This window comes from Agrobacterium salinitolerans (assembly GCF_002008225.1).
Taxonomy (GTDB): domain Bacteria; phylum Pseudomonadota; class Alphaproteobacteria; order Rhizobiales; family Rhizobiaceae; genus Agrobacterium; species Agrobacterium salinitolerans.
Genome location: NZ_MRDH01000037.1, coordinates 84,529 through 109,615, shown reverse-complemented (window position 1 = coordinate 109,615; position 25,087 = coordinate 84,529). Strand labels below are relative to the sequence as shown.

The window sequence follows — 25,087 nt, the reverse complement described above, 5'->3', positions numbered from 1 at the left end:
CAAGTCTGTTGACAACCGGCATACCGGTATGCAAATGATCGCGCATTGGGAAGGAGGCTCCCGAAATGCAAAATATCAAGACCTGTGTCATCGTTGGCGCCGGAATGGTGGCGAAGACGCATGTGCTTGCCTGCGCGGCAAGCCCGGAAAAAATTCGCGTGAAGGGCATCGTCGATGGTGGTTCCGGCCGCGCCAAGGCGCTGGCTGCCGAGGCGTCGAAACATACCGGATACGCGGTGGCGGTTTATTCCTCCGTCGACGAAGCGGCGCGCGATGCGGATGTCGATTTCGCCATTATCGCCACGCCGCCCAATGCCCGCATCGATATTGTCGGAAAACTGGCGCAGGCTGGCAAACACATCCTGATGGAGAAGCCGGTCGCTCGCAATACGCGGGAAGCCGAGGGTCTCGTCGCCCTGTGTCGTGACGCGGGTGTCGCGCTCGGCATCATCTTCCAGCACCGCATGCGGGTCGCATCGCAAAAAGCGCGCGAGCTTGTGGACGGCGGAACGCTCGGGATGCTCGGCCTCTGCGAAATCTCGGTGCCCTGGTGGCGCGCGCAATCCTATTACGACGAACCGGGTCGCGGCACGCTGGCGCGCGATGGCGGCGGCGTACTGATCTCCCAGGCAATCCATACGATTGATCTGGCCTTGAGCCTGACGGGGCCGGTCGCCCGTGTTCAGGCGATGGCTGCAACGACGCGTTTCCACCGCATGGAAACCGAAGATTACGTGTCTGCGGGCCTGCGTTTCAGGAATGGCGCTGTCGGCTCGCTGGTGGCAAGCACCGCAAGCTTCCCCGGGGCTGCGGAATCGATCCTCCTGCATTTCGACAATGCCAGCCTGCGGCTCGCCTCCGGCCTGCTGCATGTCGACTGGCGCGATGGCCGGCAGGAAACCTTTGGCGGCGCGGCCGCTGGCACGGGCGGCGGCGCCGACCCCATGGCTTTCACGCATGAATGGCATCAGGGCGTTTTCGATGATTTCGCAGACGCCATCTCTTCAGGACGCCCGCCGGTCGTCACCGGCGAAGCGGCTCTTTTGTCTCACAGATTGATCGACGCGATCATCAACTCGGCCGACACCGGCAAGGAAGTGGAACTGCAGGATGAGTAAAGCAATCAAGTTCGTCGCTCTTGGTATTGAGCATCGGCATATTTTCGGCATGGCCCAGAACCTGCTGGATGCCGGCGCCGAATTTGCCGGCTGGTGGACAGAAGGCGAGCCCGATGTCGTGGAGGGCTTCGTCAAGCGCTTCCCGAATGTGCCGCGCGCAGCATCGAAAGAGGCGCTGCTGGCTGACGGCACTGTCGATCTCGTCGTGATCGCCGACATTCCCTCCAAGCGCGCCGATCTCGCTATCGCCGCCATGGAAGCCGGCAAGGACGTCATGTCGGACAAGCCCGGTTGCACCACCTTCGAACAGCTCGACCGCCTTCGTCAGACTGTGGCAAAGACCAAGCGCATCTGGACCGTCGATTTCTCGGAGCGTTTTGAAGTGCCGAGCGTGACCAAGGCGGCTGAACTCGTTGCCCAGGGCGCTATCGGCCGCGTCATCCAGACCGTCGGCCTCGGCCCGCATCGTCTGAACCGCCAGATCCGCCCGACATGGTTCTTCGAGCGTGAAGCCTATGGTGGTATCCTCACCGATATTGCCAGCCACCAGATCGATCAGTTCATGTTCTTCACGGGTTCGACCGAGGTTGAGATCGTGTCCGCCACCGTTGCCAATTATGCCAACCCCGGCGATCCGGGTCTTCAGGATTTCGGCGAAGTTGTGCTGCGCGGCGACAAGGGCCACGGCTATATCCGCGTCGACTGGTACACGCCCGATGCGCTGCCGACCTGGGGTGACGGCCGCCTGACCATCCTCGGTACCGAAGGTTACATCGAACTGCGTAAATATGTGGATGTCGGCAATACCGAAGGCACGGACCGCCTCGTTCTCGTCAACGGCGACCGCTGCGAGTATATTGATGCTTCCGGCGCCGGTCTGCCCTATTTCGCCCGCATCTGCGACGATATCCGCAACCGCACGGAGACGGCGATGACGCAGGAACACGTCTTCAAGGTCTGCGACCTCTCGCTTCAGGCGCAGGCCAAGGCTGAGGGAGCCTCGAAATGATCGGTGTTGCCATCATCGGCGCCGGCATCGGCGCCCAGCATCTGAGCGGTTATCGGGCGCTGCCCAAGCGCTTCGTCGTCAAGGCGATCTGCGATCTCGATCTGGAGCGCGCGCGCTCCGTCGCCGGCGATGACACCTCCATTCGTCTGACCACCGATCTCGATGAGGTTCTGGCCGATGAGAGCATTCAGCTCATCGACGTCTGCCTGCCGCCTCACCTGCATTTTCCTGTCACTCTGAAGGCGCATGCGGCGGGCAAGGATGTGGTCTGCGAAAAGCCGCTGGTTCGCTCTCTGGAAGAGGCCAATGCGCTGATCGAGTCCGTCAAGAAGACCGGACGCGGTGTATTTCCCGTCTTCCAGTACCGTTTTGGACATGCCATGCGGCAGTTGCGGGCGCTGATCGATGCCGGTCTTGCGGGCAAAGCCTTTGTCGCAAGCTCGGAAGTTCACTGGAACCGTGGCGCCAGCTATTACGACATCCCGTGGCGCGGCACCTGGAAGGGTGAGTGCGGCGGCGCGATCCTCGGTCACGCCATCCACGCCCACGATCTTCTCTGCCACGTCCTCGGCCCGGTCGAGGAAGTTTTCGCCATGGCCGACACGCGCGTCAACACCATCGAAACCGAAGATTGCGCAGCACTCAGTTTCCGCATGAAAAGCGGTGCGCTGGCAACCAGCTCCGTCACGCTCGGTGCAGCAGAAGATACGTCCCGTCTGCGTTTCTGCTTCGAAGGCTTCACCGCCGAGAGTGGCACGCTTCCCTATCGCCCGGCCGAAGACACATGGCGTTTCATCGCCCGTGCACCCACCACGCAGGACCAGATCGATGCCGTTCTGGCAAAGGTTGCCGACGGCGAAAACGGTTTTGCCGGTTTTGTCGAAGCCATTGCCGACGCGATGGAAGGACGCGGCGGCAAGGAAGTGACGGTCAATGACGGCCTGCAGTCCATAGAACTCGTTACCGCCATCTATCGCTCGGTACGGGAAAGAAAGCCGGTCCGCCTGTCCGACGCCGCAGAAGGTGAATGGATCAAAGGCTGGGCTCCGCACACATCCGCCAACGCATAATCATCTAAGGGAGGAAAAGAGATGATCGGTAAATACAGCATGGCATTGGCGCTCGCCATTGGCGCGGCGTCCTTTGCAGGCGCCGCCCAGGCGGCCGAGGAAGTGCGCTTCACCTGCGCTTATGACGGCAATGGCTGCGAAATCCTGAAGGACATTCTCGCCCGTTACGAAAAGCAGCATCCGGACGTGAAGATCGTTACTGACATTGTGCCCTACAAGGCGTTGCTGGAAGGCCTGCCCGTCCAGCTCGCCGGCGGCAGCGGGCCGGATTTCGCAACCGTGACCGACCTCGGCGGCCTCAACCGCTATTATCTCGATCTCACGCCCTATGTGGACGCGAAATATTGGGAAGACAATTTCTCCAACGTGCTGAAATGGTACCGCAGCGGCCCCGACGACAAGGGCATCTACGGCATGCATACCCAGCTCACCATCACCGGCGCTTTCATCAATCGTACCCTGTTCGATCAGGCCAATGTCGCCGTACCCGGCAAGGATGCAACGCTGGACGATTGGGCGAAGGCTGCCAATGCCGTCGCCAAGGCAACCGGCACACCTTACCCGATGGCCATCGACCGTTCCGGCCATCGCATCGCCGGCCCGGCCATTTCCTATGGCGCGAAGATTTTCGATGCTGACGGCAAGCCGATCCTCGTCGACGAAGGCTTTACGACTTTCGTGAAGAAGTTCGTGGAGTGGAACAAGGACGGCACCATGGCGCGTGACGTCTGGGCCGGGCAGGGCGGCAATACCTACCGCGACGCCGCGCAGGAATTCATCAACGGCCAGCTGGTCTATTATTATTCCGGCAGCTGGCAGACCGCGCGCTTCGACAGCCAGGTGGGCGATGCCTTTGACTGGGAAGTCGTGCCGCAGCCCTGCGGTGGCGCCGCCTGCACGGGCATGCCGGGCGGTACCGGCATCGTCGGCTTCAAGCAGACCAAGAACCCGAAGATCGTCGCCGATATCCTGAACTTCCTCGCTCAGGACGAAAATTATCTCGACTTCACCGTTCGCACTCGCAACGTTCCGGCCCACAAGGCCGTGGCCGACAAGGGCGTGACCTATACCGGTGCGACGCCTGCGACGCAGAAGGCCATGAATGCCTGGCTGGACCAGATTCCCGGCCTCAGCCCGATTGCCTATGCCTATCAGGGCTACAAGAACAATCGCGCCATGTTCAACATCTCCGTCCAGCGCATTACGCAGGCCATCGTCGGTGAGAGCACCGTCGATGAGGCCATGGCCCGTGCGAAGACGGACCTCGAGGAAGCGTTGAAACAGGCGAAGTGATCCATCGCCTTCCGGCGCGGCGCATGCCGCGCCGCGCCGGATCGAAGGAGGACCCTCATGTATAAATTTCTTGCGCCCGTCATGGGCATCGTCGAACTGCCCTTTGCCTTCCTGCAGAAGGTTCTTGGCCACCGGCGGATTGCGTGGGTGTTTCTGACACCCAACCTGATCCTGTTTGCGGTCTTCGCCTTCCTGCCGATCCTGCTGAACATGGCCTATTCCGTGACCGGCAGCGAACACATATTGCTTTCCGAGCGCCCTTCGGTGGGCGGCGAAAACTTTTCGGTCCTTCTTTCCTGTCAGAATTATCTTGATCCCAATTCCTGTGCGCGCGACCTGTTCTGGCGCTCCGTCTGGAACACGCTGTTCTTCGTCGTGCTGCAGGTGGGTTTCATGGTTGGATTCTCGCTGATCACGGCCATCGTGCTTAATCGCGATATCCGCGCCCGTGGCTTTTTTCGCGCGGTCTTCTTCTTCCCGGTTCTCTTGTCACCCGTCGTGGTCGCGCTGATCTGGAAGTGGATTCTCCAGCGTTTCGGCGTTCTCAATGCGGCGATGGAGGGGCTCGGCCTCGGTTCGGTGGACTGGCTGCTCGAGGCCAACCTTGCCTTCGGCTGGTCGGTCTTCCTGTCGGTCTGGGCGCATATGGGCTTTTACACGCTCATCCTTCTAGCCGGCCTGCAGGCGATCCCGCGTGATGTCTATGAGGCGGCGCAGCTGGACAAGGCAAGCCCATGGCGCATCTTCCGGCGCATTACCCTGCCGCTGCTTGCGCCCACCATGCTTGTCGTTCTCGTCCTGTCGGTCATCAAGGGCGTGCAGACTTTCGATGAAGTCTTTGCCTTTACCGGCGGTGGTCCGGGTTCGGCGACGACCTTCATCATTCAATTCATCTATCAGACCGGCTTTGCCGGGACGCCCCGGAATTTCGGACTTGCGGCCGCCGCTTCGCTGCTGCTCGCCGTGGTGCTCGTGGTGCTGACCGCGCTGCAATTCCGGGCAAACAGGAGCAAGGTCGATGGCTAGGATTGGCGCATTTCTGACCCGTACCCGCGGCCGCAACGGCAGGCTGCACTGGACCGACTGGCTGTCCTACGCCTATCTCGGCGTGGCCGTGCTGATGATGTTCGGCCCCGTCGTCTGGCTGGTGCTCTCCTCGTTCAAGACGGAGGCCGACCTTCAACGCTTCCCGCCGCGCCTTCTGCCCTATAGCCAAGAAACCGTGGCGGTTGATGGGCAGGCAGCGCCGCTGCCGGCCTATGTCGACAAGGATGGCCGCAAGCTCGGCATGATCCGCCGCATCGGCCTCGTGGCCCAGGTGGTTGACCCGGCCAAGCCGACCGAAGTCCTGAAGATGCCGTTCAACGAGCTGAAACCGGCTGAAAAGGTGGCGCTGGCGACGGAAAACTACACCGAGCTTTTCCAGCGCTTCAATTTCCCGCTCTATTTCTGGAACTCGACCTTCATCACGGTGACGTCGACACTCATCATGCTGATCGTCAATTCCATGGCCGCGTTTGCGCTCTCGAAATATCAGTTCAAGGGCAGGGGCGTGGTGCTGGCGCTGGTTGTCGGCACATTGATGATCCCGCAGACGGTCGTGCTGGTGCCGCTGTTTCTCATCACCAGCCAGCTTGGCATGATCAACAGTCTCTGGGGCGTCATCATTCCCGGTGCCGCGACACCCACGGGCGTTTTCCTGCTGCGGCAATACATGCTGACGATACCCGATGAAATCCTCGATGCGGCGCGCATGGACAAGGCGAGCGAGTGGAAAATCTACTGGCGTATCATCCTGCCGTTATCGGCTCCGGCGCTTGCCGTTCTGGCGATCCTTGCGATCATGTGGCGCTGGAACGACTTCCTCTGGCCTCTCATCGTGCTGACCCGCAACGACAACTTCACCCTGCAGCTGGCGCTCAACTCCTTCCAGGGGGAGATGACGACGGAATGGAGCAACCTTCTGGCCATGACCGTGCTGACGCTTGCGCCCATCGCGCTGGTCTTCATGTTCCTGCAAAAATATATCGCCACCGGCATTGCGTCCACGGGCGGCAAATAATCCTCAGGGAGGAAATACGACAATGGCAAGTATTCAGCTTCGTCAGGTCAAAAAGACATATGGCGCCCTCGATGTCATCAAGGGTATCGATCTCGATATCAAACATGGCGAGTTCTGCGTCTTCGTCGGCCCATCCGGCTGCGGCAAATCCACCCTGCTGCGCATGATCTCGGGTCTCGAGGAATTGACAGGCGGCGATATCGTCATCGGCGGCGACGTGGTCAACACGGTGCCGGCGGCGGACCGTGGCCTTGCCATGGTGTTCCAGTCATACGCGCTTTATCCGCATATGACGGTGCGCGAAAACCTGTCTTTCGGCCTTGAGAATATCGGCACCCCCAAAAAGGAAGTCGCCGAGAAGATCGCTCAGGTAGCGAAGATGCTGCAGATCGACCAGCTGCTGGAGCGTCGCCCCAAGGACCTGTCGGGCGGCCAGCGCCAGCGCGTCGCCATCGGACGCGCCGTGGTGCGCGAGCCGCGCGTGTTCCTCTTCGACGAGCCGCTTTCCAACCTCGATGCGGAACTGCGCGTCGATATGCGCGGCGAAATTTCCAGCCTGCACCGGCGTCTCGGCAACACCATGATCTACGTGACGCATGATCAGGTGGAGGCCATGACCATGGCCGACAAGATTGCTGTTCTGCGTGCCGGCAAGCTTGAACAGTTCGGCGTGCCGCTCGATCTCTACAACCGCCCGGCCAATATTTTCGTGGCAGGCTTCATCGGCTCGCCGAAGATGAATTTCTTTGCGGGCGAAGTGACTTCGGACGCAACGCCTGCTCTCAAAATCGCGACGGGCGAGACTATCCCGCTGCCGCAGACCGGCTTTGCCTATAAGCCCGGTCAGAAGGTGACGCTCGGCGTCCGCCCGAACCATGTGGAACCGGGCGAAGGTGGTGCGTTGACGATGTCAGTACGCACCGCAGAGCAGCTGGGCGGCGAGTCCTATCTCTACGGTAATCTGGGTGACGGCACCCCGGTGACGCTGCATCTTTCCGGCCAGACCTCGACATCGGCGGGCGAAGTCATCCGCCTCTCCGCACCGCTTCAACACGTCCACCTTTTCGATACGACGAGCGGGCTGACGCTCCGGCAGGACTGACAGCCTTTGGCGCAACCCGCAACGCAGGACCATTGACATGACAGATAAAAAACTCCGTTCCGACCGCTGGTTCGCACCCGACGACCTGCGCAGCTTCGGCCACCGCTCGCGCATGATGCAGCTTGGTTATGCGGAGGAGGATTTTGTCGGCAAACCCGTCATCGGTATCCTCAACACCTGGTCGGAGCTCAATACCTGTCATTCGCATTTCCCTGAACGGGTGAAGGATGTGAAACGCGGCGTGTTGCAGGCGGGCGGTTTCCCGGTCGAAATGCCGTCGCTCTCGGTGGACGAGAGCTTCACCAAGCCGACATCGATGCTTTACCGCAACATGCTGGCAATGGAGACGGAGGAGATGATCCGCTCGCATCCGCTCGACGGCGTGGTGCTGATGGGCGGTTGCGACAAGACGACGCCCGGCCTCGTCATGGGTGCAATCTCAGCCGGTGTGCCGATGATTTATCTGCCGGCCGGCCCGATGCTGAGCGGAAATTATGCCGGCAAGGTGCTGGGCTCGGGTTCGGACGCCTGGAAATATTGGGATGAGCGGCGCGCGGGTAATGTCACGGACGAGGAATGGCGTGGCGTGCAGGGCGGTATTGCCCGTTCTGCCGGTGTGTGCATGACGATGGGTACGGCCTCGACCATGACGGCCATTGCCGACGCGCTCGGCATCACCCTGCCGGGTGCCTCCTCCATCCCGGCAGTCGATTCCGAACATCAGCGCATGTCCGCAGCCTGTGGCCGCCGCATTGTCGAGATGGTGTCGGAAGACCTGACACCGAACCATATCCTGACGGCGGCAGCGTTCCGTAATGCCGCCATTGTTGCGATGGCGACCGGTTGTTCCACCAATGCCGTCGTGCACCTCATCGCCATGGCGCGGCGCGCCGGTGTGCCGATGACGCTGGACGAGCTGGACGAACTTGGCCGCGTGACGCCGCTCATCGCCAATGTCCGCCCCTCCGGCAAGGACTATCTCATGCAGGACTTCTTTTACGCCGGTGGCCTGAGGGCGCTGATGAAACAGCTGGAAAGCCGTCTCGATTGTTCGGCGCTGACCGTGACCGGCCGTAGCATGGGCGAAAATCTCGAAGGCGCGAAAGTCTATAATGACGACGTCATCCGCTCGCTCGATAATCCCGTCTATGCGGAAGGCTCGCTCGCGGTGCTGCGTGGCAATCTCTGCCCCGACGGCGCCGTGATCAAGCCTGCCGCCTGCGATCCCAAACTGCATGTCCATCAAGGTCCGGCGCTGGTGTTTGACAGCTACCCGGAAATGAAAGCCGCCATCGACGATGAAAATCTCGATGTGACGCCCGATCATGTGCTGGTGCTGCGCAATGCCGGACCGCTTGGCGGCCCCGGCTTTCCGGAATGGGGCATGTTGCCCATTCCCAAGGCGCTCATCAAAAAAGGCCATCGCGATATGCTGCGCATTTCCGATGCACGCATGTCCGGCACGTCCTACGGTGCATGCGTACTGCATGTCGCGCCGGAAAGCTTCGTCGGCGGTCCCTTGGCGCTTCTGAAAACCGGCGATATCGTGCGCCTCGACCTGCCCCAGCGTCGTCTCGATATGCTGGTTAGCGAAGAAGAGATCGCCCAGCGCCGGGCGGCATGGCAAGCGCCTGCGCCGCGTTATGAGCGTGGTTATGGCTATCTTTTCTCCAAGCACGTCACCCAAGCTGATCAGGGCTGCGACTTCGACTTCCTGCAAACGGATTTCGGCCGCACCGCCGGCGAGCCCGATATTTTCTAAGAGGCGCCATCATGTTGAAGCGATTGCTCATCACCGGTGCCGGCGGCAAGCTGGGAAGCATGCTGCGCGGGCGGCTTGGCCACGTTACCGAAACTATTCGCCTGTCTGATGTCGTCGATTTGGGTACGCCAGCTCCTCACGAGGAACTCGTTCGCTGCGCGCTCGAAGACGAGCAGGCGGTGCACGATCTCGTCAAGGGCTGCGACGGCGTCGTCCATCTCGGCGGCGTTTCCGTCGAGAGGGCTTTCGATCCGATAGAGGCGGCCAATCTGCGTGGTGTCTACAATCTCTATGAGGCGGCACGGTTGAACGGCATGCCGCGCATTCTGTTCGCCTCCAGCAACCATACGATCGGTTATTACCCGCAGGGTGAGCAGCTTAGCCCGGAGACGCCTTTTCTGCCAGATGGCCTCTATGGGGTTTCGAAGATTTTCGGCGAGGCGATGGCAAGCCTCTACCATTCCAAATTCGGCCAGGAGACGGCCATTGTCCGCATCGGCTCCTGCGAAGAAAAACCGTCCAACTGGCGGATGTTATCGACGTGGCTGAGCTACGGTGACTTCGTCTCGCTGATCGAGGCCACATTCCGCGTGCCGACGCTCGGCTGCCCGGTCATCTGGGGCGTTTCGGCCAATGACGACAGCTGGTGGGACAATTCCCATGTCGATTTTCTCGGCTGGCAGCGGCGCGACAATGCCGCGCGTTACCGTGCGGAAATCGAGCGCGACGTACCGCGCCCCGACCCGGAGGCTGCGATCGCAAAATATCAGGGCGGCATTTTTATCGATGAGCCCATTCACAGGACTTGAAACGCATTTATCCGCCATTGCGAGGAGACAGAGATGAACAATGAAACGCGCGAAAAACTGATGACGATTTCCGTCGCTACCCTGGCGACGGCGCTTTACAAGCGCGGCCTGCGCAACCAGGTCATTCAGGGCGTGCGCCCTCTGGGCTACAAGGGTAAAAACATGGTGGGCCCGGCCTTCACCCTGCGCTACATGCCGGCCCGCGAGGATCGCAACCAGCTCGTGGAATTCCGCAATCCCGCCCATCCGCAGCGCGTCGCCATCGAAACCTGCCCGCCCGGCCATGTGCTTGTCATGGACAGCCGCAAGGACGCTTCTGCCGCCTCGGCGGGCGATATTCTGGTCACGCGCCTGATGGTTCGCGGTGGTGCAGGCATCGTTTCCGATGGCGGTTTCCGTGACGCGGCCACCATTGCCGAGCTGGATATTCCAGCCTACCACACCCGGCCCTCCAGCCCGACCAACCTCACCAAACACGAGGCGATCGAGATCAACGGCCCGATCGGCTGCGGCGACGCGCCGGTTTTCCCGGGTGACATTATCGTCGGCGACGCCGATTGCGTTATCGTCATCCCGGCGGGCATTGCCGACGAGGTGGCGACCGAGGCGGTGGAAATGACCGCTTACGAAGATTTCGTCGTGGAGCAGGTCAAGGCCGGCCAGACGATCATCGGGCTTTACCCTTGCACCAAGGAAGAGCACCAGACGGCATTTGCCGAATGGCGCAAGAAGAACAACCGCTGAACCTTACAGCCAGCCCAGTGCTTTCGCCGCGCGGATTGCCTCCGCGCGGCGTTTGCAATCCAGCTTGCGGAACAGGTTGCCGAGGTGAAATTTCACCGTCACTTCCGAGATGTTGAGCGTCTGGGCAATCTTCTTGTTCGACATGCCGCTGGCCAGCAGTTGCAGCATCTGCGCTTCCCGTTGCGAAAGCCCGCCATGCAGCGCGCGCGCCTGCGGTGAGTTCATTGAGGCGGCGAAAATCGATAGTGCGCTGCGGACATCGGAAGAGGTCTCGATGAAACTGCGGATGCGGCGATTGTTCAGAAGCGGCGACAGGAAGATGCGTTCCTCCGACAGGACGCCGCTGCATCCAAGCCGGGTCGCCGATTCAAGGGCGGTGAGGATATGGGCGCGGGCGGCGGCGTTGTCGCGACGCTGGTGCGCGGCATAGCTCTGCCAGATTCTCAGCGCGACCTTCTCGCGGTTGGTCACCTTGGGATTGGCGATCATCGCGTCGATCTGGCGGGACAGATAGGCGCGCGGCGTGAAAAGATGCACCGCATCCCGCAGCCAGGCCATGACATAGGAGATTTCATCGCGCCGCGTCAGGCGGGAAAGATCCTCGTGCGCGCTCTCCACCCAGTTGCGGCCCATGGGCATGCGGATTGCCGAAAGGGTTGCCGCCGCGTCCGCCCAGCGGTTGGCGTTCTGATAGGCGATGGCCGTCCTGATTTCCATCATCGCATGGAATTGCAACCCTTCCGAAAGGTGGATCCACAAGCCATCGAGAAAGCCCGGGCGAACGGTCATCGGAAAATGGTCGATCAGTACCTGCGAGGCGTAAAACAGGGCAAATTGCATGAGGCTCGGCCAGATTTCGGCAGCGGCGAAGTGATCGAATTCATGTTCGACGAAATGCAGGAGGTCGCGGGGCTTTCCAGCCTCATAGGCAAGGCAGGCTTCCGCCAGCCGCAACATCCGGAACTCCTGCACGGCGTCATGCGGCACCTGTTCCAGCCGCGTGCGCGCCTCCTGCGCGGCCCGGCGCGCCAGAAGCACGTCGCCGCTCATCAGCCGCAGCACGATCTGGTGCAGGTGGATGAAGAACTCCAGCAGGGGCTGCCCGCCCATTTTGCGCAGATAGATCAAAGCGCGGGCAGCGGCGGCCTCCGCCTCGCGGAAATTGCGGCGGCGGATTTCGAATTCCAGCAGCGCATTGTAATAGGCCGCCCATTTGCCGTGGTCGTCCATCGGGTAATCGGCCATGAACTCGCCGAGCCGCGTTATCATCGCGTCATTGGGAGTCAGGTCCTCGGCAATCATCAGGTTGAGCCGGAATGTGCGGGCGGCGAAGGAAAACCGTGAACCCCGGGCAAGCACCTTCAACGGATCGAGATAATCCGATCCGAGGCTCTTGCCGAGCAGATGGCGCACACGCTGCAACTCACCCTGTTTCAACAGGGCGCGGGTAACGGCGAAGAGCACGGTTTCATTCGTTGCGATCATATCCTGCGAAAAACGCATAATGATCTCGCGAAACCTGCCGACGCTGCTTCTGTAAATCAGTTCGCGGCCATGGGCGCGTTCCAGAATTTGTGCGGCATGGGTCTCATAACCGCGGTCGAGCAGCATCGCCATGGCCGCAAGCGCCCGTCCTTCCTTTTCGAAAGCCGATGCGACCTCCACCACGGCGCTCCCGGCCTGCAGCGTAGTGAGACGCTCCCGTGCGGCCACGCCCAGAAGCCTTATCAGGGTGGGATGATTTTCGGGATTTCCGGTCAGGAAGGGCGGCAGCAATTCGGTCCATTCCGCCTCGGGGTCTGCGGAAGGGTTTTCGAGCCAGAGCGAAAGCTCAACCGTCTGGGTGGGCGAAAGATGCGGCAGGTAGTTTTCGCGCAGATAATCGGCACAAAGCGGTTCGTTTGGAAGACGGACCAGTGACAGTAAAGCCGGCCAGCCGGCATAGTCGTGAAGGGCGAGACGCTTCTGCTCAGGTGGCAGGTCTTCAACCTCCTCCTGCCCAAGAAGCAGCTCATCCGGGCCGATGGTAAGCGAACCGTGATGCAGGATCTGCCGGGCCAGTCCGCTGATCCGTTGATCCGGGCGGCAGGCGATGACCAAAAAACGGACCTTTTCCAGAATGGCGGCGGGCATGCGCACCGCCCGCGCGAAAACCGGCACGTCCCATAGAAGGCAGTCATTTACGGCATCATCGCTTCGCGGCTGGTGCGTGCGGCATATCTGCGTTCCCAACTCCTTTGCCAGCATTTCCAGCAGCACGCTTTTTCCCGCACCCGCCGGAGCGCGCAGGAAGACTACGCCGGCGGTTTCGCTGGCGATGCGGCGGCAGAGGCGGGTGCGGGGCAGGAGCGTCATTGGCAACGGGATAGGGGACTTTATCTTAAAAACCTATACTCATGTTTCAAAAAACTATACCTTTTTTAGATTGTTCAAAAGGGTTGGTGATGAAAACTTGTGCTCAGGCAACCGATGCACAAGGAACGTTCCACCGATGCAGCAACATCCGTTGGTCGCGATTTTGAACAGGCTCGGCACCTTCGTGCTGGTCATGATCGCCCTGTCCATCATGATTTTCGCGCTCGCCCGCGTCGTGCCGGGAGATCCCGCGCGCATGGCGCTCGGCCCTGCGGCGACGCAAGAGCAGGTGGATGCGTTGCGCGGCGAGATGGGCCTCGACAAGCCGCTGGCCGTCCAATATCTCGACTATATCGGCAATGCCCTGCATGGCGATCTCGGTTTCTCGCTGGTGTCGCAACGCCCGGTGACTACCGATCTGGCACAGACCGTTCCTGCGACGGTCGAACTGGTACTGGTCTCGGTCATCTTCATGTTTGCCGTGGCTATCCCGCTCGGGGTCATTACGGCGCATTACCGCGACCGGCCGCTGGACCATATCGGCCGCATCCTGTCGCTTACCGGGGTGACGATCCCGAGCTTTCTTTTCGCCATCACGCTGCAATTGCTGGCCGCCCGTTTTCTTTCCGGCTGGCCGATCATCGGTAGGCTCGACCACGGGCTTGGCTGGCAGGGCGGCCCGACCGGCTTCATCCTGATCGACGGGACGCTGGCCGGGCGTTTCGATGTCGTGCTCGATGCGCTGAAACATCTCGCGCTGCCGGCCTTTGCGCTCTCCATGGCCGGCATCGGCCAGATCACCCGTATCACGCGCTCCTCGATGATCGAGAACCAGCGCAAGGACCATGTTTTGACCCTGCAAAGCTTTGGCGTGCCGGAGCGTGTCATCATCTTCCGTTACCTGCTGAAGCTTTCTTCCATCGCGCCGCTGACGATCATGGGGCTCGAATTCGCGTCGCTGATCGGCAATGCCTTCGTGATTGAGATGGTCTTCGCCTGGGGCGGCTTCGCTTCCTACGGGCTCAACGCCATCCTGCAGAAAGACCTCAACGCAGTGACCGCCGTGGTGCTGGTGGCCGGCCTGTTCTTCATCGTTGCGAACCTGATCGTGGATGTCCTGATCTCGATCATCGACCCGCGCCTGCGCCGCAAGGAGGCTCGCTGATGGCTGACATAAAAATGCTCGAACCCACCGATCGAGGCCTGAGTGCCGGTTACATGATGTGGTATCGCTTCAGCCGCAATCCGGCAGCGGTCATCGGCTCGCTGATCCTTCTGTCGGTACTGGTACTGGCGGTCTTCGCGCCATGGCTTACGCCTTATCCCAAACATATCGGCGCGGTCGTCGATTTCCGCGCCCGCCATATGCCGCCGGACCTGGAGCACTGGTTCGGCACCGACAAGGCCGGCCGCGATATCTTCTCCCGCACCATCTTCGGGCTGCGCGTCTCGCTGCTTCTCGTCATCGGCGTGCTCGGTATTTCGGTGCCAGTCGGAACCGTGCTTGGCCTCATTGCCGGTTATTTCGGCGGCTGGACCGAGAAACTCATCAGCGGCCTGACGAATGTGATGCTGGCCATGCCGCCGCTCGTCATGGCGCTCGCGGTCTCCAACCTCCTGGAACCGACGCTGACGAACGCCATGATCGCGATCACGTTGTTATGGTGGACCTGGCATGCACGGCTGATCTATTCGGTGTCAAAGTCTATCGCTTCGGAAGACTATATCGAGGCGGCACGTCTTGCCGGTGCAGGCCCGCTGCATATTCTTTTTCGCGAAATCCTGCCCAATTGCGTTTCGGTCATATCGGTCAAGACCACGCTCGATGCCGCCTTTGTCATCCTGTTCGGTGCGACGCTGAGCTTCCTCGGTTTCGGCGTCAAGCCGCCGACCCCCGATCTTGGATCTATGGTCGCCGACGGGCGCCAGTTCATGCCGGATTTCTGGTGGGAAGTGCTCTGCCCCGGCGCGGCCGTGCTTTACGTGACGCTGGGTTTCAATCTGCTGGGCGACGGCCTGCGCGACATGTTCGACGTGGAAAGCTAAAGTCATGACTGAACCGCTTCTCAAGGTCGAAAACCTCAACGTCACCTTCACCAATTACGGCCGCACCCGGCAGGTGCTGCGCGATGTCGCCTTCACGGTTGCCGCGGGTGAGCGCGTGGCGCTCATCGGCGAAACTGGATCGGGCAAGTCCGTCACCGCCAAGGCGATCATCGGCACCCTGCCGAAGAATGCCGCGATCACATCAGGTGCGATCGTCATCGATGGCCGGGATGTGCTGTCCATGCCGCGCAGGGAGCGCGAGGCGCTGAAGGGCACGGCGTTTTCGCTGATCATGCAGGACCCGCTTTCCTCCTTCAATCCGGTCTTCAAAATCGGCACGCATCTCGATGATGTCATGCGTTTTGCCGACAAGCGCGACGGTATCAATTCGTCGAAGGCGGAGCGCCGCGACCGCATCGCGGCGGTGCTGCGCCGGGTACAGCTTGCCGATACCGAACGGGTGATGAACGCCTATCCGTCCGAACTTTCGGGCGGCATGCGCCAACGCGTTCTGATCGGGCTTGCCCTGCTGCACCAGCCGAAGCTCCTGATCGCGGATGAGCCCGGCACGGCGCTCGACGTCACCACGCAGGATGAAATTCTCAATCTCATCAACCAGCTGGTTGCCGAAGAAAACATGGCGTTGCTGATGATTACCCACAATCTCGGCGTCGTGCGCAAGGTGGCGGACAGGGTCGTGGTCATGCATCACGGCGATATCGTTGAGACCGGACCCTGCACGCAAATCCTGCATACGCCTGCCGAGGACTATACGCGCTCGCTTCTGGATGCAGTGCCTCCGCTTTATGGCCCGCGCGTCACCGATCTGGCGCAAAGCACGCGCTCGCCCATCGTGACGATTGAAGGGCTGAACAAGATTTACGGCAGGCGCAACGGTTATCACGCCGTGCGGGATGTGAACCTGACCCTGAACGAGGGCGAGGTTTTCGGCCTGGCGGGTGAATCCGGTTCCGGTAAGACCTCGGTTGCGCGCATGATCATGGGCCTTTCGCGCCCGACCTCCGGCAATCTCGTGATCGACGCTCCAGCACCTCAGCGCGGCAAGCGGCTGACGCAAATCGTCTATCAAAATCCGGGCACCTCGCTCAATCCGAAGCGTACGGTGAAACAGACGCTTGCCCTGCCGCTGAAATCCATCGGCATGGACGGGCCTGCGCGTGAAAACCGCATGCTGGAACTGATGGGGCTGGTGCGGCTGCCGCAATCCTATCTCGGCAAATATCCGCATGAACTGTCCGGCGGCCAGAAGCAGCGTGTGGCAATTGCCCGGGCGCTGGCGGCCGAGCCGAAAATCCTCATCCTCGATGAGCCGACGGCCGCACTCGATGTGTCCGTCCAGAAGACGGTGATCGACCTTCTTTTGCAGCTGCGCGAGGAGCTTGGCCTGACCTATCTGATGATCTCGCACGACCTGTCGCTGATGCGCAATTTCTGCTCGCGCATCGCCATCATGCTGCGGGGCGAGATTGTTGAAGAGGGCGTGACGTCGGCGGTCTTCGCCGAGCCGGCCCATCCATACACCCGCGCCCTGATCGCGGCCATACCCGTCGTCACCGACGAGGAAGAACGTCTCAAACCCACCGTGACCGAGGAAGAGCGCATGCGCTTCCTCGTCAAAACGACCGATTGATGAAAGAGGAGCCTGACGTGTATCGCGTTGGAATTGACGTCGGCGGCACGAATACCGATGCCGTTGTGTTGCAGGATAAAACCGTTCTGGCGGGGGTAAAAGCCTCCACGACAGAGGATGTGACATCCGGTGTCATCGAAGCCCTTGAAAAGGTCATCGAGGCGTCGGGCATAGACAGGGCGCGCATCGGCGCCGTGATGATCGGCACCACGCATTTCACCAATGCGGTGATCGAGCGCCGGCATATGGACGAGGTGGCCGCCATCCGTCTCGGCCTGCCCTCCGGCGCCGGCCTGCCGCCGATGGTCGACTGGCCGGATGACCTCCGGGAAATCGTCGGCAACCACGGCTATCAGGTGCGCGGCGGTTACGAATTCGACGGCCGCGAAATTTCGCCGCTCGACGAGGACGAAATCGTTCGCATCGCCGCGGATATCCGCGCCAAGGGCCTGAAGGCGGCTGCCGTCACCTGCGTTTTCAGCGGCATCAACGATGCGATGGAGTTGCGGGCGAAAGAAATCCTGCAAGAGCGTTGCCCCGGTCTGCCGGTGGTGATGTCCAAGGATATCGGCCGGCATGGCCTGCTTGCACGGGAAAGTGCTGCAATCATGAATGCCAGCCTGCTGTCGCTGGCCGACCGCACGGTTGCGGCTTTCGGCGTGGCGCTGAAGGCTGCGGGCATTACCTGCCCGTTCTATATCACCCAGAACGACGGCACGCTGATGGCGGCTGATGTGGTGCGCGGTTTCCCCGTGCTCACCTTCGCGTCCGGTCCGACGAACTCCATGCGTGGTGCGGCCTTCCTCACCGGTCTCAAGGATGCCGTGGTCGTGGATGTGGGCGGCACCACCTCCGACGTCGGCTCGCTGTCCCACGGTTTCCCGCGTCAGGCCTCGACCACGGTGGATATTGGCGGCGTGCGCACCAATTTCCGTATGCCTGACGTTTTCTCCATCGGTCTCGGCGGCGGTTCGCTCGTGGTCAATGGCGATCACGGCCTGACCGTCGGGCCGAAATCCGTCGGTTATCGCGTCCGTCGCGAGGCGCTCTGCTTCGGTGGCTCGACGCTGACAGCGACCGATATCGCGGTTGCCTCCGGCAAGGCGGACGTTGGGGAGAAAAAGCTGGTCTCCAGCCTCGACAAAAAACTGGTGGATGCGGCGGTCGACAAGATCAACGACATGCTTGAGGCCTGCGTGGAACGCAGCCGCATCTCGTCGTCGCCGGTGCCCGTGATCGCCGTCGGCGGCGGTTCTATCCTGATGCCGGATCGCATCGGTGATCTTGAGGTCATCCGGCCCGAGAATTTCGCGGTGGCGAATGCTGTCGGTGCGGCGATTGCGCAGATCAGCGGCGAGACCGACCGGGTCTTTTCTCTGGTGGACGGGCGCACGCGCGAGAGCGCGCTGGCAGAGGCAGAAGCGGAGGCCCGGGAAAAGGCGATTGCCGCTGGTGCGATTCCCGAAACGCTTGAGGTCATCGAGCGCGAGGATATGCCGCTTGCCTACCTGCCCGGCAATGCCACCCGCATTCATGTGAAAGTTGTTGGAGAAATGGGAGCCAATCATGGCTGAGACGCGCAAGCTGAAATATGACGAAGCGGCATTGCGGACGCTGACCCGTGAAGATCTCGACGCGCTGGAAATCGGTGCCGGCATTCTCGGCACGGGCGGCGGCGGCAATCCTTATCTCGGCAAGTTGCTGGCGCTGGAAGCCATGAAAGCCGGGTACGAAATGAAGATCCTCGCGACCGACGCAATCGAGCCGGACGCGCTGTGCATGTCCATCGGCGGCATCGGCGCACCTGTTGTCGGAGTAGAGCGCATTCGTGAAGGCCGCGAAGGCCTGCGCTGCCTGCGCGCGATGGAAGAGCTGATCCGCACGCCGGTAGACGCCATCGTCTGCGAGGAAATCGGTGGCTCCAACTCCATGAACCCGCTGGTAACGGCGGCGCTGGGTGGCCTGCCAATCCTCGATTGCGACGGCATGGGCCGGGCATTCCCGGAAATGCAGATGACCACCTTCTCCATTTACGGTCATAGTTCCACGCCATCGGTGATGTGCGATCTGCACGGCAATGCCGTCATCTTCAGCCATGCCGTTTCCGAGGTCTGGCACGAGCGCATGGCGCGCGCCTGCGTCGTCTCGCAGGGTGGCGGCGCGATGCTGGCGACCGCACCGATGCAGGCGCATTATGTGCACCAGTACGGCATTCCGAAAACCTACACCAAGGCGATTGCCATCGGCGAGGCCGTGATCCGAGCCCGCAAGCAGCAGGAAGACCCGATTGCCGCGGTCTGCGCGCTCGAAGGCGGGCGGCGCATCTTCAACGGCAAGATCACCGATCTGAAGCGCCATCTGCGCGGTGGTTTCGCGGTCGGCGATCTCACGCTGTCCGGCTTCGACGATTGCGCCGGCCAGACGGCGGGCGTCGCCATCCAGAACGAATTTCTGCTGTTTTCCCGTGATGGCAAGGTGGAAGTGACGGTCCCCGACCTGATTGTCCTGCTCGATGTCGACACGGGTTACCCGATCACTACCGAAGTGCTGCGCTACGGCCAGCGTGTGGCCGTCATCGCCATCCCCTGCCACGACCTGCTGCGCAGCGCCCGTGCGCTCGAAGTCGTCGGGCCGGCGGCCTTCGGTTACCCCGACATTCCTTTCTCACCGCTGCCCGTTCCGGTCAGCAAGGCTGCCTAACCATAAGCGGGGCCAATGACCCGCAATAAAGAGGAGAACGATAATGAAAATGCCTGTAGTTTCTTCCCGTCTCGCCGCGCTGGCACTCGGCACGGCGCTTACGTTGCCGCTTGTCTCTTCCGCATCCTTTGCGGAAGACAAGGTGTCGGTGGCGGTCAACACCATGCAGATATTCAGCTCGCTCGACCCGGCGAAAGTGACCGACTACACCGGCTACATGGCCATCGTGAACATGTATGACGGTCTGACCACGGTGAACGCCAAGGGCGAAATCGTGCCGCATCTGGCGAAATCCTGGGAGATTTCCGAGGACGGCCTGACTTACACCTTCCACCTGCGCGACGATGCGAAATTCCAGGATGGCACGGCGGTGAAGGCTGCCGATCTTGCCTGGTCGATCCAGCGCCTGCTCGGTATCAACAAGGGGCCGTCGAACCTCATCGTCGGCGTGCTGAAGCCCGAAAACGTCACCGCGCCTGACGATGCCACGCTGGTCATGAAGATCGAGCGCCAGTTCTCGCCCTTCATGGCGGCGACGCCGTTGATGATGGCGATGAACAAGACGCTGATCGAGGGCAATGCCAAGCCCGAAGACAAATGGGGTGAGGCCTATGTCGGCGAACATTCCGCCGGTTCCGGCCCCTACAAGCTGGTCAGCTACAATCGTTCCGCCGATATGGTCATCGCCCGCAATGCCGATTATTTCCTCGGCTGGACCAAGGGCAAGCCGATCGATGAAGTGCGCTTCGTGCAGACCAGCGACGACGCGACCGTCAAGGCACTGGCGGAAAAGGGCGAACTCGGCCTGTCCTCACACGGGCTTGGCAACGACACCTATGAATCCATCGGCCGCATGAAGGGTTACAAGCTGATCCAGACCCGCACCGCCGGCGGTTTCGTCATCAAGCTCAACACCAAGGTCTATCCGACCGACGACGTTCATGTGCGCCGCGCCATCGCCTATGCGACCGACTACAAGACGATCCAGGAAGTGATCTATCCGGGCTTCGATATGACGGGTCCGCTTTCCGACGCGTTCAAGGACGCGCATAATGGCGATATCCAGCCCGGCGTTTACGATCTGGAAAAAGCCAAGGAAGAGCTGGCGAAGTCGAAATATGCCGGCCAGAAGATCACGCTCGTCAACAGCTACGTCGCGTCGCTCGCCTTTGAGGCCGAAGTGGCGCTGCTTCTGCAATCCAGCCTCGAGCAGATCGGAATCACGCTCGATATCAAGCCGGAGCCGTGGAACCGCATCGTCGAGCTTTCTTCCAAGCCGGAAACGACGCCGGCATCGACGCAGGTGAATATTTCGCCGACCTATCCGTCGCCGGATGCGATGTTCTACAACCAGTATCACTCCAAGGCATCCGGCACCTGGATGTCGATGGAATGGTTGCAGAATGCGGAAATCGACGGGCTGATCGACAAGGTTCGCGCCACCACCGATGTCAACGAGCAGAACGCCACCTACAAGGAACTGCAGACGAAGATCGTTGATCTTCAGCCTGACGTCTGGGCCGTTGCGCCGAACCGCCGTTATGCGGCGAACAAGTGCCTTCAGGGTTACGAGTTCATTCCCATGCAGAGCTGGGACCTGAACTTCTCCAACTTCCATTGGGACTGCAAGGCGGAGTGATCTTCACCTCATGAAAACCGGCCCCGCCCAGACGGCGGGGTTGGCCAGACTTGGAACTTCAAAGGGAAGGAGCATCGCCTGCGGCCGGAAAGGCTACGGCATGCCCGAGGATGACGCATGATCCAGGAATTTTCCGAAGACGATATCGAACCTCTGGCCACCGGCGCCTGGATTCTTGGAACCGGTGGGGGAGGCAATCCCTATATATCGACGCTCAACCTGCGCCGTCTTTATGCCGAGGGCAGACGGGTGAAGGTCATGGATCCCATGTCGCTCGCCGATGACGATATGGTTGCCGTCGTCTCCAAGATGGGTGCGCCGCTTGTCGGTCAGGAACGGCTGGGGGACCCCGTGCATCTTGCCCGCGCCGTCGAGGTGATGGAGGATTATCTCGGCAAGCCGTTCCGGGCGATCATGAGCGTGGAGATCGGCGGTTCCAATGCGCTGTCATCCTTCCTCGCCGCCGCCGTGCTCGACCGGCCGGTCGTTAATGCCGATGCCATGGGACGGGCCTATCCGGAAGCGCAGATGACATCCTTCGCCATCGGCAACCTGCCGATGTTTCCGCTGTCGCTGGTCGATGTGCGCGACAATGAGGTTATCGTGACGCGCGCGGCTTCGTGGAAATGGATGGAGCGCATCTCGCGCAAGGTCTGCACGGAAGTCGGCTCAACCGCCGCCACCTGCAAGGCGCCGCGCACCGGCAAGGAAGTGAAGGAATGGGGCATTCATTACACTGTCACCCAGGCGACAAAACTTGGACGCGCGGTGATGGAGGCGCGTGCGCGTCATGACGATCCAGTTCAGGCGGTTCTCGACCATGAGGGCGGCAAGCAACTGTTCCGCGGCAAAGTGGTTGATGTGGCCCGTGAGACCACGGGTGGTTTCCTGCGCGGCAGCACGACCATTGAAGGCGTCGATGCCGACCGCGGTTCGCGCATGGAGCTGGCCTTCCAGAACGAATGGGCGGTCGCTTTCCGCGATGGCCAGCCGGTCGCCATGACGCCGGACCTGCTCTGCCTTCTCGATACGGTTTCCGGCGGCGCCATCGGTACGGAATCGGTGCGCTACGGCCAGCGCGTCACGGTTGTCGCCCTGCCTGCGCCGGAACTTTTGACGACACCTGCCGGCATCGCCGCTGTCGGCCCGCGCGCCTTCGGTTATGACATTGATTTCAGATCGGTATTCCCATGAAACGCATCGGTATTGACGTTGGCGGCACCAATACGGATGCCGTTTTGATCGATGGAGACACCATCGTCGCGTCCATCAAGGTTCCAACCACGCAGGATGTCCTCTCCGGCGTAAAGTCGGCGCTCGCTCATGTGGCGGGCCACGTAGGCGCTGCGGACCGGCCGATTGATGCGGTGATGATCGGCACCACCCATTTCACCAATGCGGTGGTGGAGCGCGCCCGGCTGGAGCGGGTTGCGGCGATCCGCATCGCGTTGCCCACCGGTTCCTCGCTTCCGCCCATGTGCGACTGGCCTGGGGATCTGCGCGATGCCGTCGATCCGCTGATCTTCATGGTCCATGGCGGCCATGAGTATGACGGCAGTCCGCTGGTGCCCATGGTTCCCGATGAAATCCGCGAAGCGGCGATGAAAATTCGCGATGCGGGCATCACCTCCATCGCCATTTCGGCGACTTTCTCGCCGTTGACGACGGAGTGCGAGGTGCGGGCGGCGGAAATCGTCCGTTCAGTCATTCCCGATGCACGCATCACGCTCTCCCATACGCTTGGCCGTATCGGGCTTCTGGAGCGGGAGAATGTGGCCCTGCTGAACGCAGCGCTGCAAACGCTCGGCAAGACCACGGTGCAGGCATTTTCGGATGCGCTGCGCGAAGCCGGTGTGAAGGCGCCGTTTTATCTGACCCAGAATGACGGCACCGTGGCGCTCGCGGATGTCGCGGCTGCGAACCCCGTACACAGCTTCGCTTCCGGCCCGACCAACTCGATGCGCGGGGCAGCCTTCCTCACCGGGCTTTCCGATGCCATGGTGGTGGATGTTGGCGGCACCACTTCCGATATCGGCTGCCTTGTCGGCGGTTTTCCACGGGAGGCGAACAATATCGTTCATATCGGTGGGGTGCGCACGCTCTTCCGTATGCCCGATCTTCTGCCGATTGCGCTCGGCGGCGGCACCATCGTCGACCCTGAGACGGGCAAGATCGGTCCGCGCTCGGTCGGTTACCGCATTCTGACGGAAGCCCGTGTTTTCGGCGGTGAGACGCTGACGACATCGGATATTGCGGTGGCCGCAGGCCTGATCGAGATGGGTGACCGCGACCGTGTAAAAGACCTTGATCCGGCATTCGTGCAGGCCACACTTCAACGCATCCGTGACATGGTGGCGGACAGCTTCGACCAGATGAAGACCTCGGCCGAGGATGTGCCGCTCATTGCCGTCGGCGGCGGGGCGTTCCTTATCCCCGAGCGGGTTCCTGGAGCGTCGGAAGTGCTGCGCGTGGAAAATGCTGGCGTCGCCAATGCGCTCGGCGCGGCGATGGCGCAGGTTTCCGGCGAAGTCGATCAGGTCTTTTCCGGCCTGAGCCGGGACGAAGCACTTGCGAAAGCCGAGACCGAGGCGCAGAACGCGGCGGTCGCGTCTGGCGCGGAGCGGGCAAGCCTCAAGACGCTTGAGGTGGAGGATATTCCGATCGCCTATCTGCCTGGCGGCGCTCGCAGGGTGCGCGTGCGGGTCATCGGCGATATCGCCTTTCATTGACGGGAAGAGGCCCTGCCGCTGGCGGGGCGACGAGGGAGTGAGCACATGACGAAGATCGCACTGGCCATTCACGGTGGTTGCGGCGTGATGCCGGAAGACAGCATGACGGCCGGGGAGTGGGCTGCCGCGCGCGACGATCTGGCAGCGGCGCTACGCGCCGGTTATGGCGTGCTGAAGGCTGGCGGAACCGCGCTTGAAGCGGTTGAGGCGGCGGTCGTCGTCATGGAGGACAGTCCGCATTTCAATGCCGGTCACGGGGCGGCGCTCAACGAAAACGGCATTCATGAACTCGATGCCTCGATCATGGACGGCGCGACGCTGGCGGCGGGCGCGATCAGCGCCTCCCGCGCCATTCGCAACCCGGTAAAGGCGGCCCGCGCGCTGATGGCGGATGAGCGTGCCGTCTATCTGACGGGGGAGGCGGCCGACTGCTTCGCAAAGGAAAAGGGGCTCGCCACCGAGCCTCAATCCTATTTCACCACGCAAAAACGCCTTGAGGCACTGGCAGCGATGAAGCGCCATGCCTCCGCCGGTACCGAAGCGACGGAAAACGAAAAGCACGGAACCGTCGGGGCTGTGGCGCTCGATGCGGCGGGGCATCTCGCCGCCGCCACCTCCACCGGCGGTTACACCAACAAGCCGGAGGGGCGGGTTGGCGACAGCCCGGTGATCGGGGCCGGCACCTATGCGCGTGATGGTGCCTGCGCCGTTTCCGGCACCGGCAAGGGCGAGTTTTTCATCCGCTATGTCGTCGGCCACGAGATTGCGTCCCGCGTCGCCTATCTCGGGCAGGATCTGGAAACCGCCGCCGGCAATCTCGTCCACAAGGATCTGGCGCCTTATGAGATCGGTGCCGGTCTCGTTGCGATCGATGCCGAAGGTGGCATTGCCGCGCCTTACAATACCCCCGGCATGTTCCGCGGCTGGGTGACGCCATCAGGAGAGGCATGCGTGGCCACCCACGACACGGTTTGTGAGGTGGAACTGTAACCGGCAAC

20 protein-coding genes are annotated in these 25,087 nt (G+C 61.4%); 19 read left to right on the top strand and 1 reads right to left on the bottom strand.

From position 1 onward, the window contains the following. The first annotated feature begins 65 nt into the window (after positions 1-65). The 10 genes from BS627_RS20840 to BS627_RS20795 are packed head-to-tail and all read left to right on the top strand — an operon-like array spanning position 66 to position 10,969. Positions 66-1,118, top strand: a complete 1,053-nt coding sequence (locus tag BS627_RS20840) for a Gfo/Idh/MocA family protein (RefSeq protein ID WP_077985069.1) — start codon at positions 66-68, stop codon at positions 1,116-1,118. Further along, positions 1,111-2,127, top strand: coding sequence for a Gfo/Idh/MocA family protein (locus BS627_RS20835; RefSeq protein ID WP_077985068.1), 1,017 nt, complete (start codon positions 1,111-1,113; stop codon positions 2,125-2,127). Before BS627_RS20840 ends, BS627_RS20835 begins: the two co-directional genes overlap by 8 nt. Next, positions 2,124-3,197 (top strand): Gfo/Idh/MocA family protein, encoded by a 1,074-nt coding sequence (locus BS627_RS20830; protein WP_077985067.1) that lies wholly within the window; start codon positions 2,124-2,126, stop codon positions 3,195-3,197. Before BS627_RS20835 ends, BS627_RS20830 begins: the two co-directional genes overlap by 4 nt. A gap of 21 nt (positions 3,198-3,218) precedes the next feature. Continuing rightward, the gene (locus BS627_RS20825; RefSeq protein ID WP_077985066.1) at positions 3,219-4,490 is read left to right on the top strand and encodes an ABC transporter substrate-binding protein; all 1,272 of its coding nucleotides are present in this window, start codon (positions 3,219-3,221) and stop codon (positions 4,488-4,490) included. Positions 4,491-4,547: 57 nt separating this feature from the next. After that, positions 4,548-5,516 (top strand): carbohydrate ABC transporter permease, encoded by a 969-nt coding sequence (locus tag BS627_RS20820; protein ID WP_077985065.1) that lies wholly within the window; start codon positions 4,548-4,550, stop codon positions 5,514-5,516. Then, positions 5,509-6,552, top strand: coding sequence for a carbohydrate ABC transporter permease (locus BS627_RS20815; protein WP_089153277.1), 1,044 nt, complete (start codon positions 5,509-5,511; stop codon positions 6,550-6,552). Before BS627_RS20820 ends, BS627_RS20815 begins: the two co-directional genes overlap by 8 nt. A gap of 22 nt (positions 6,553-6,574) precedes the next feature. Continuing rightward, on the top strand, positions 6,575-7,654 hold the full coding sequence (locus BS627_RS20810) for an ABC transporter ATP-binding protein (protein ID WP_077985064.1): 1,080 nt from the start codon (positions 6,575-6,577) through the stop codon (positions 7,652-7,654). Between the two features lie 37 nt (positions 7,655-7,691). After that, on the top strand, positions 7,692-9,416 hold the full coding sequence (araD, locus tag BS627_RS20805) for an L-arabinonate dehydratase (protein ID WP_077985063.1): 1,725 nt from the start codon (positions 7,692-7,694) through the stop codon (positions 9,414-9,416). An 11-nt stretch (positions 9,417-9,427) separates the two neighbouring features. Then, positions 9,428-10,225 carry an NAD-dependent epimerase/dehydratase family protein gene (locus BS627_RS20800; RefSeq protein WP_077985062.1) on the top strand — a complete coding sequence of 266 codons (798 nt, stop codon included), beginning with the start codon at positions 9,428-9,430 and terminating at the stop codon, positions 10,223-10,225. A gap of 33 nt (positions 10,226-10,258) precedes the next feature. Beyond that, complete coding sequence (locus BS627_RS20795; protein ID WP_003506768.1) at positions 10,259-10,969, top strand: ribonuclease activity regulator RraA; 711 nt, start codon at positions 10,259-10,261, stop codon at positions 10,967-10,969. A gap of 3 nt (positions 10,970-10,972) precedes the next feature. Here the strand turns inward: BS627_RS20795 and BS627_RS20790 are convergent, their stop codons facing one another. Continuing rightward, complete coding sequence (locus BS627_RS20790; protein WP_165691342.1) at positions 10,973-13,324, bottom strand: helix-turn-helix transcriptional regulator; 2,352 nt, start codon at positions 13,322-13,324, stop codon at positions 10,973-10,975. A 136-nt stretch (positions 13,325-13,460) separates the two neighbouring features. On the opposite strand from BS627_RS20790, the gene BS627_RS20785 reads away from it, so the two are divergent. From BS627_RS20785 to BS627_RS20745, 9 genes are all read left to right on the top strand, one after another. Further along, positions 13,461-14,489 (top strand): ABC transporter permease, encoded by a 1,029-nt coding sequence (locus BS627_RS20785; protein WP_077985061.1) that lies wholly within the window; start codon positions 13,461-13,463, stop codon positions 14,487-14,489. Beyond that, on the top strand, positions 14,489-15,370 hold the full coding sequence (locus BS627_RS20780) for an ABC transporter permease (RefSeq protein ID WP_077985060.1): 882 nt from the start codon (positions 14,489-14,491) through the stop codon (positions 15,368-15,370). The genes BS627_RS20785 and BS627_RS20780 overlap by 1 nt, the downstream gene beginning before the upstream one ends. 4 nt (positions 15,371-15,374) lie before the next feature. After that, entirely contained in the window at positions 15,375-17,021 is a 1,647-nt protein-coding gene (locus tag BS627_RS20775) for an ATP-binding cassette domain-containing protein (RefSeq protein WP_077985059.1), read from the top strand. 17 nt (positions 17,022-17,038) lie between these two features. Then, positions 17,039-18,595 carry a hydantoinase/oxoprolinase N-terminal domain-containing protein gene (locus BS627_RS20770; protein ID WP_077985305.1) on the top strand — a complete coding sequence of 519 codons (1,557 nt, stop codon included), beginning with the start codon at positions 17,039-17,041 and terminating at the stop codon, positions 18,593-18,595. After that, positions 18,588-19,721, top strand: coding sequence for a DUF917 domain-containing protein (locus BS627_RS20765; RefSeq protein ID WP_004438394.1), 1,134 nt, complete (start codon positions 18,588-18,590; stop codon positions 19,719-19,721). Before BS627_RS20770 ends, BS627_RS20765 begins: the two co-directional genes overlap by 8 nt. A gap of 43 nt (positions 19,722-19,764) precedes the next feature. Beyond that, the gene (locus tag BS627_RS20760; RefSeq protein WP_165691341.1) at positions 19,765-21,360 is read left to right on the top strand and encodes an ABC transporter substrate-binding protein; all 1,596 of its coding nucleotides are present in this window, start codon (positions 19,765-19,767) and stop codon (positions 21,358-21,360) included. Positions 21,361-21,477: 117 nt separating this feature from the next. Then, positions 21,478-22,554 (top strand): DUF917 domain-containing protein, encoded by a 1,077-nt coding sequence (locus tag BS627_RS20755; protein WP_077985057.1) that lies wholly within the window; start codon positions 21,478-21,480, stop codon positions 22,552-22,554. After that, entirely contained in the window at positions 22,551-24,089 is a 1,539-nt protein-coding gene (locus tag BS627_RS20750) for a hydantoinase/oxoprolinase N-terminal domain-containing protein (RefSeq protein WP_077985056.1), read from the top strand. The genes BS627_RS20755 and BS627_RS20750 overlap by 4 nt, the downstream gene beginning before the upstream one ends. A 45-nt stretch (positions 24,090-24,134) precedes the next feature. Further along, positions 24,135-25,079, top strand: a complete 945-nt coding sequence (locus BS627_RS20745; protein WP_077985055.1) for an isoaspartyl peptidase/L-asparaginase family protein — start codon at positions 24,135-24,137, stop codon at positions 25,077-25,079. Positions 25,080-25,087: the final 8 nt, after the last annotated feature.

Coding starts and splice junctions, on each gene's coding strand:
- BS627_RS20745 (WP_077985055.1), top strand. CDS start 24,135: ATGACGAAGATCGCACTGGCCATTCACGGTGGTTGCGGCGTGATGCCG.
- BS627_RS20765 (WP_004438394.1), top strand. CDS start 18,588: ATGGCTGAGACGCGCAAGCTGAAATATGACGAAGCGGCATTGCGGACG.
- BS627_RS20755 (WP_077985057.1), top strand. CDS start 21,478: ATGATCCAGGAATTTTCCGAAGACGATATCGAACCTCTGGCCACCGGC.
- araD (WP_077985063.1), top strand. CDS start 7,692: ATGACAGATAAAAAACTCCGTTCCGACCGCTGGTTCGCACCCGACGAC.
- BS627_RS20750 (WP_077985056.1), top strand. CDS start 22,551: ATGAAACGCATCGGTATTGACGTTGGCGGCACCAATACGGATGCCGTT.
- BS627_RS20800 (WP_077985062.1), top strand. CDS start 9,428: ATGTTGAAGCGATTGCTCATCACCGGTGCCGGCGGCAAGCTGGGAAGC.
- BS627_RS20810 (WP_077985064.1), top strand. CDS start 6,575: ATGGCAAGTATTCAGCTTCGTCAGGTCAAAAAGACATATGGCGCCCTC.
- BS627_RS20815 (WP_089153277.1), top strand. CDS start 5,509: ATGGCTAGGATTGGCGCATTTCTGACCCGTACCCGCGGCCGCAACGGC.
- BS627_RS20835 (WP_077985068.1), top strand. CDS start 1,111: ATGAGTAAAGCAATCAAGTTCGTCGCTCTTGGTATTGAGCATCGGCAT.
- BS627_RS20820 (WP_077985065.1), top strand. CDS start 4,548: ATGTATAAATTTCTTGCGCCCGTCATGGGCATCGTCGAACTGCCCTTT.
- BS627_RS20790 (WP_165691342.1), bottom strand. CDS start 13,324: ATGACGCTCCTGCCCCGCACCCGCCTCTGCCGCCGCATCGCCAGCGAA.
- BS627_RS20840 (WP_077985069.1), top strand. CDS start 66: ATGCAAAATATCAAGACCTGTGTCATCGTTGGCGCCGGAATGGTGGCG.
- BS627_RS20830 (WP_077985067.1), top strand. CDS start 2,124: ATGATCGGTGTTGCCATCATCGGCGCCGGCATCGGCGCCCAGCATCTG.
- BS627_RS20825 (WP_077985066.1), top strand. CDS start 3,219: ATGATCGGTAAATACAGCATGGCATTGGCGCTCGCCATTGGCGCGGCG.
- BS627_RS20775 (WP_077985059.1), top strand. CDS start 15,375: ATGACTGAACCGCTTCTCAAGGTCGAAAACCTCAACGTCACCTTCACC.
- BS627_RS20760 (WP_165691341.1), top strand. CDS start 19,765: ATGAAAATGCCTGTAGTTTCTTCCCGTCTCGCCGCGCTGGCACTCGGC.
- BS627_RS20780 (WP_077985060.1), top strand. CDS start 14,489: ATGGCTGACATAAAAATGCTCGAACCCACCGATCGAGGCCTGAGTGCC.
- BS627_RS20785 (WP_077985061.1), top strand. CDS start 13,461: ATGCAGCAACATCCGTTGGTCGCGATTTTGAACAGGCTCGGCACCTTC.
- BS627_RS20795 (WP_003506768.1), top strand. CDS start 10,259: ATGAACAATGAAACGCGCGAAAAACTGATGACGATTTCCGTCGCTACC.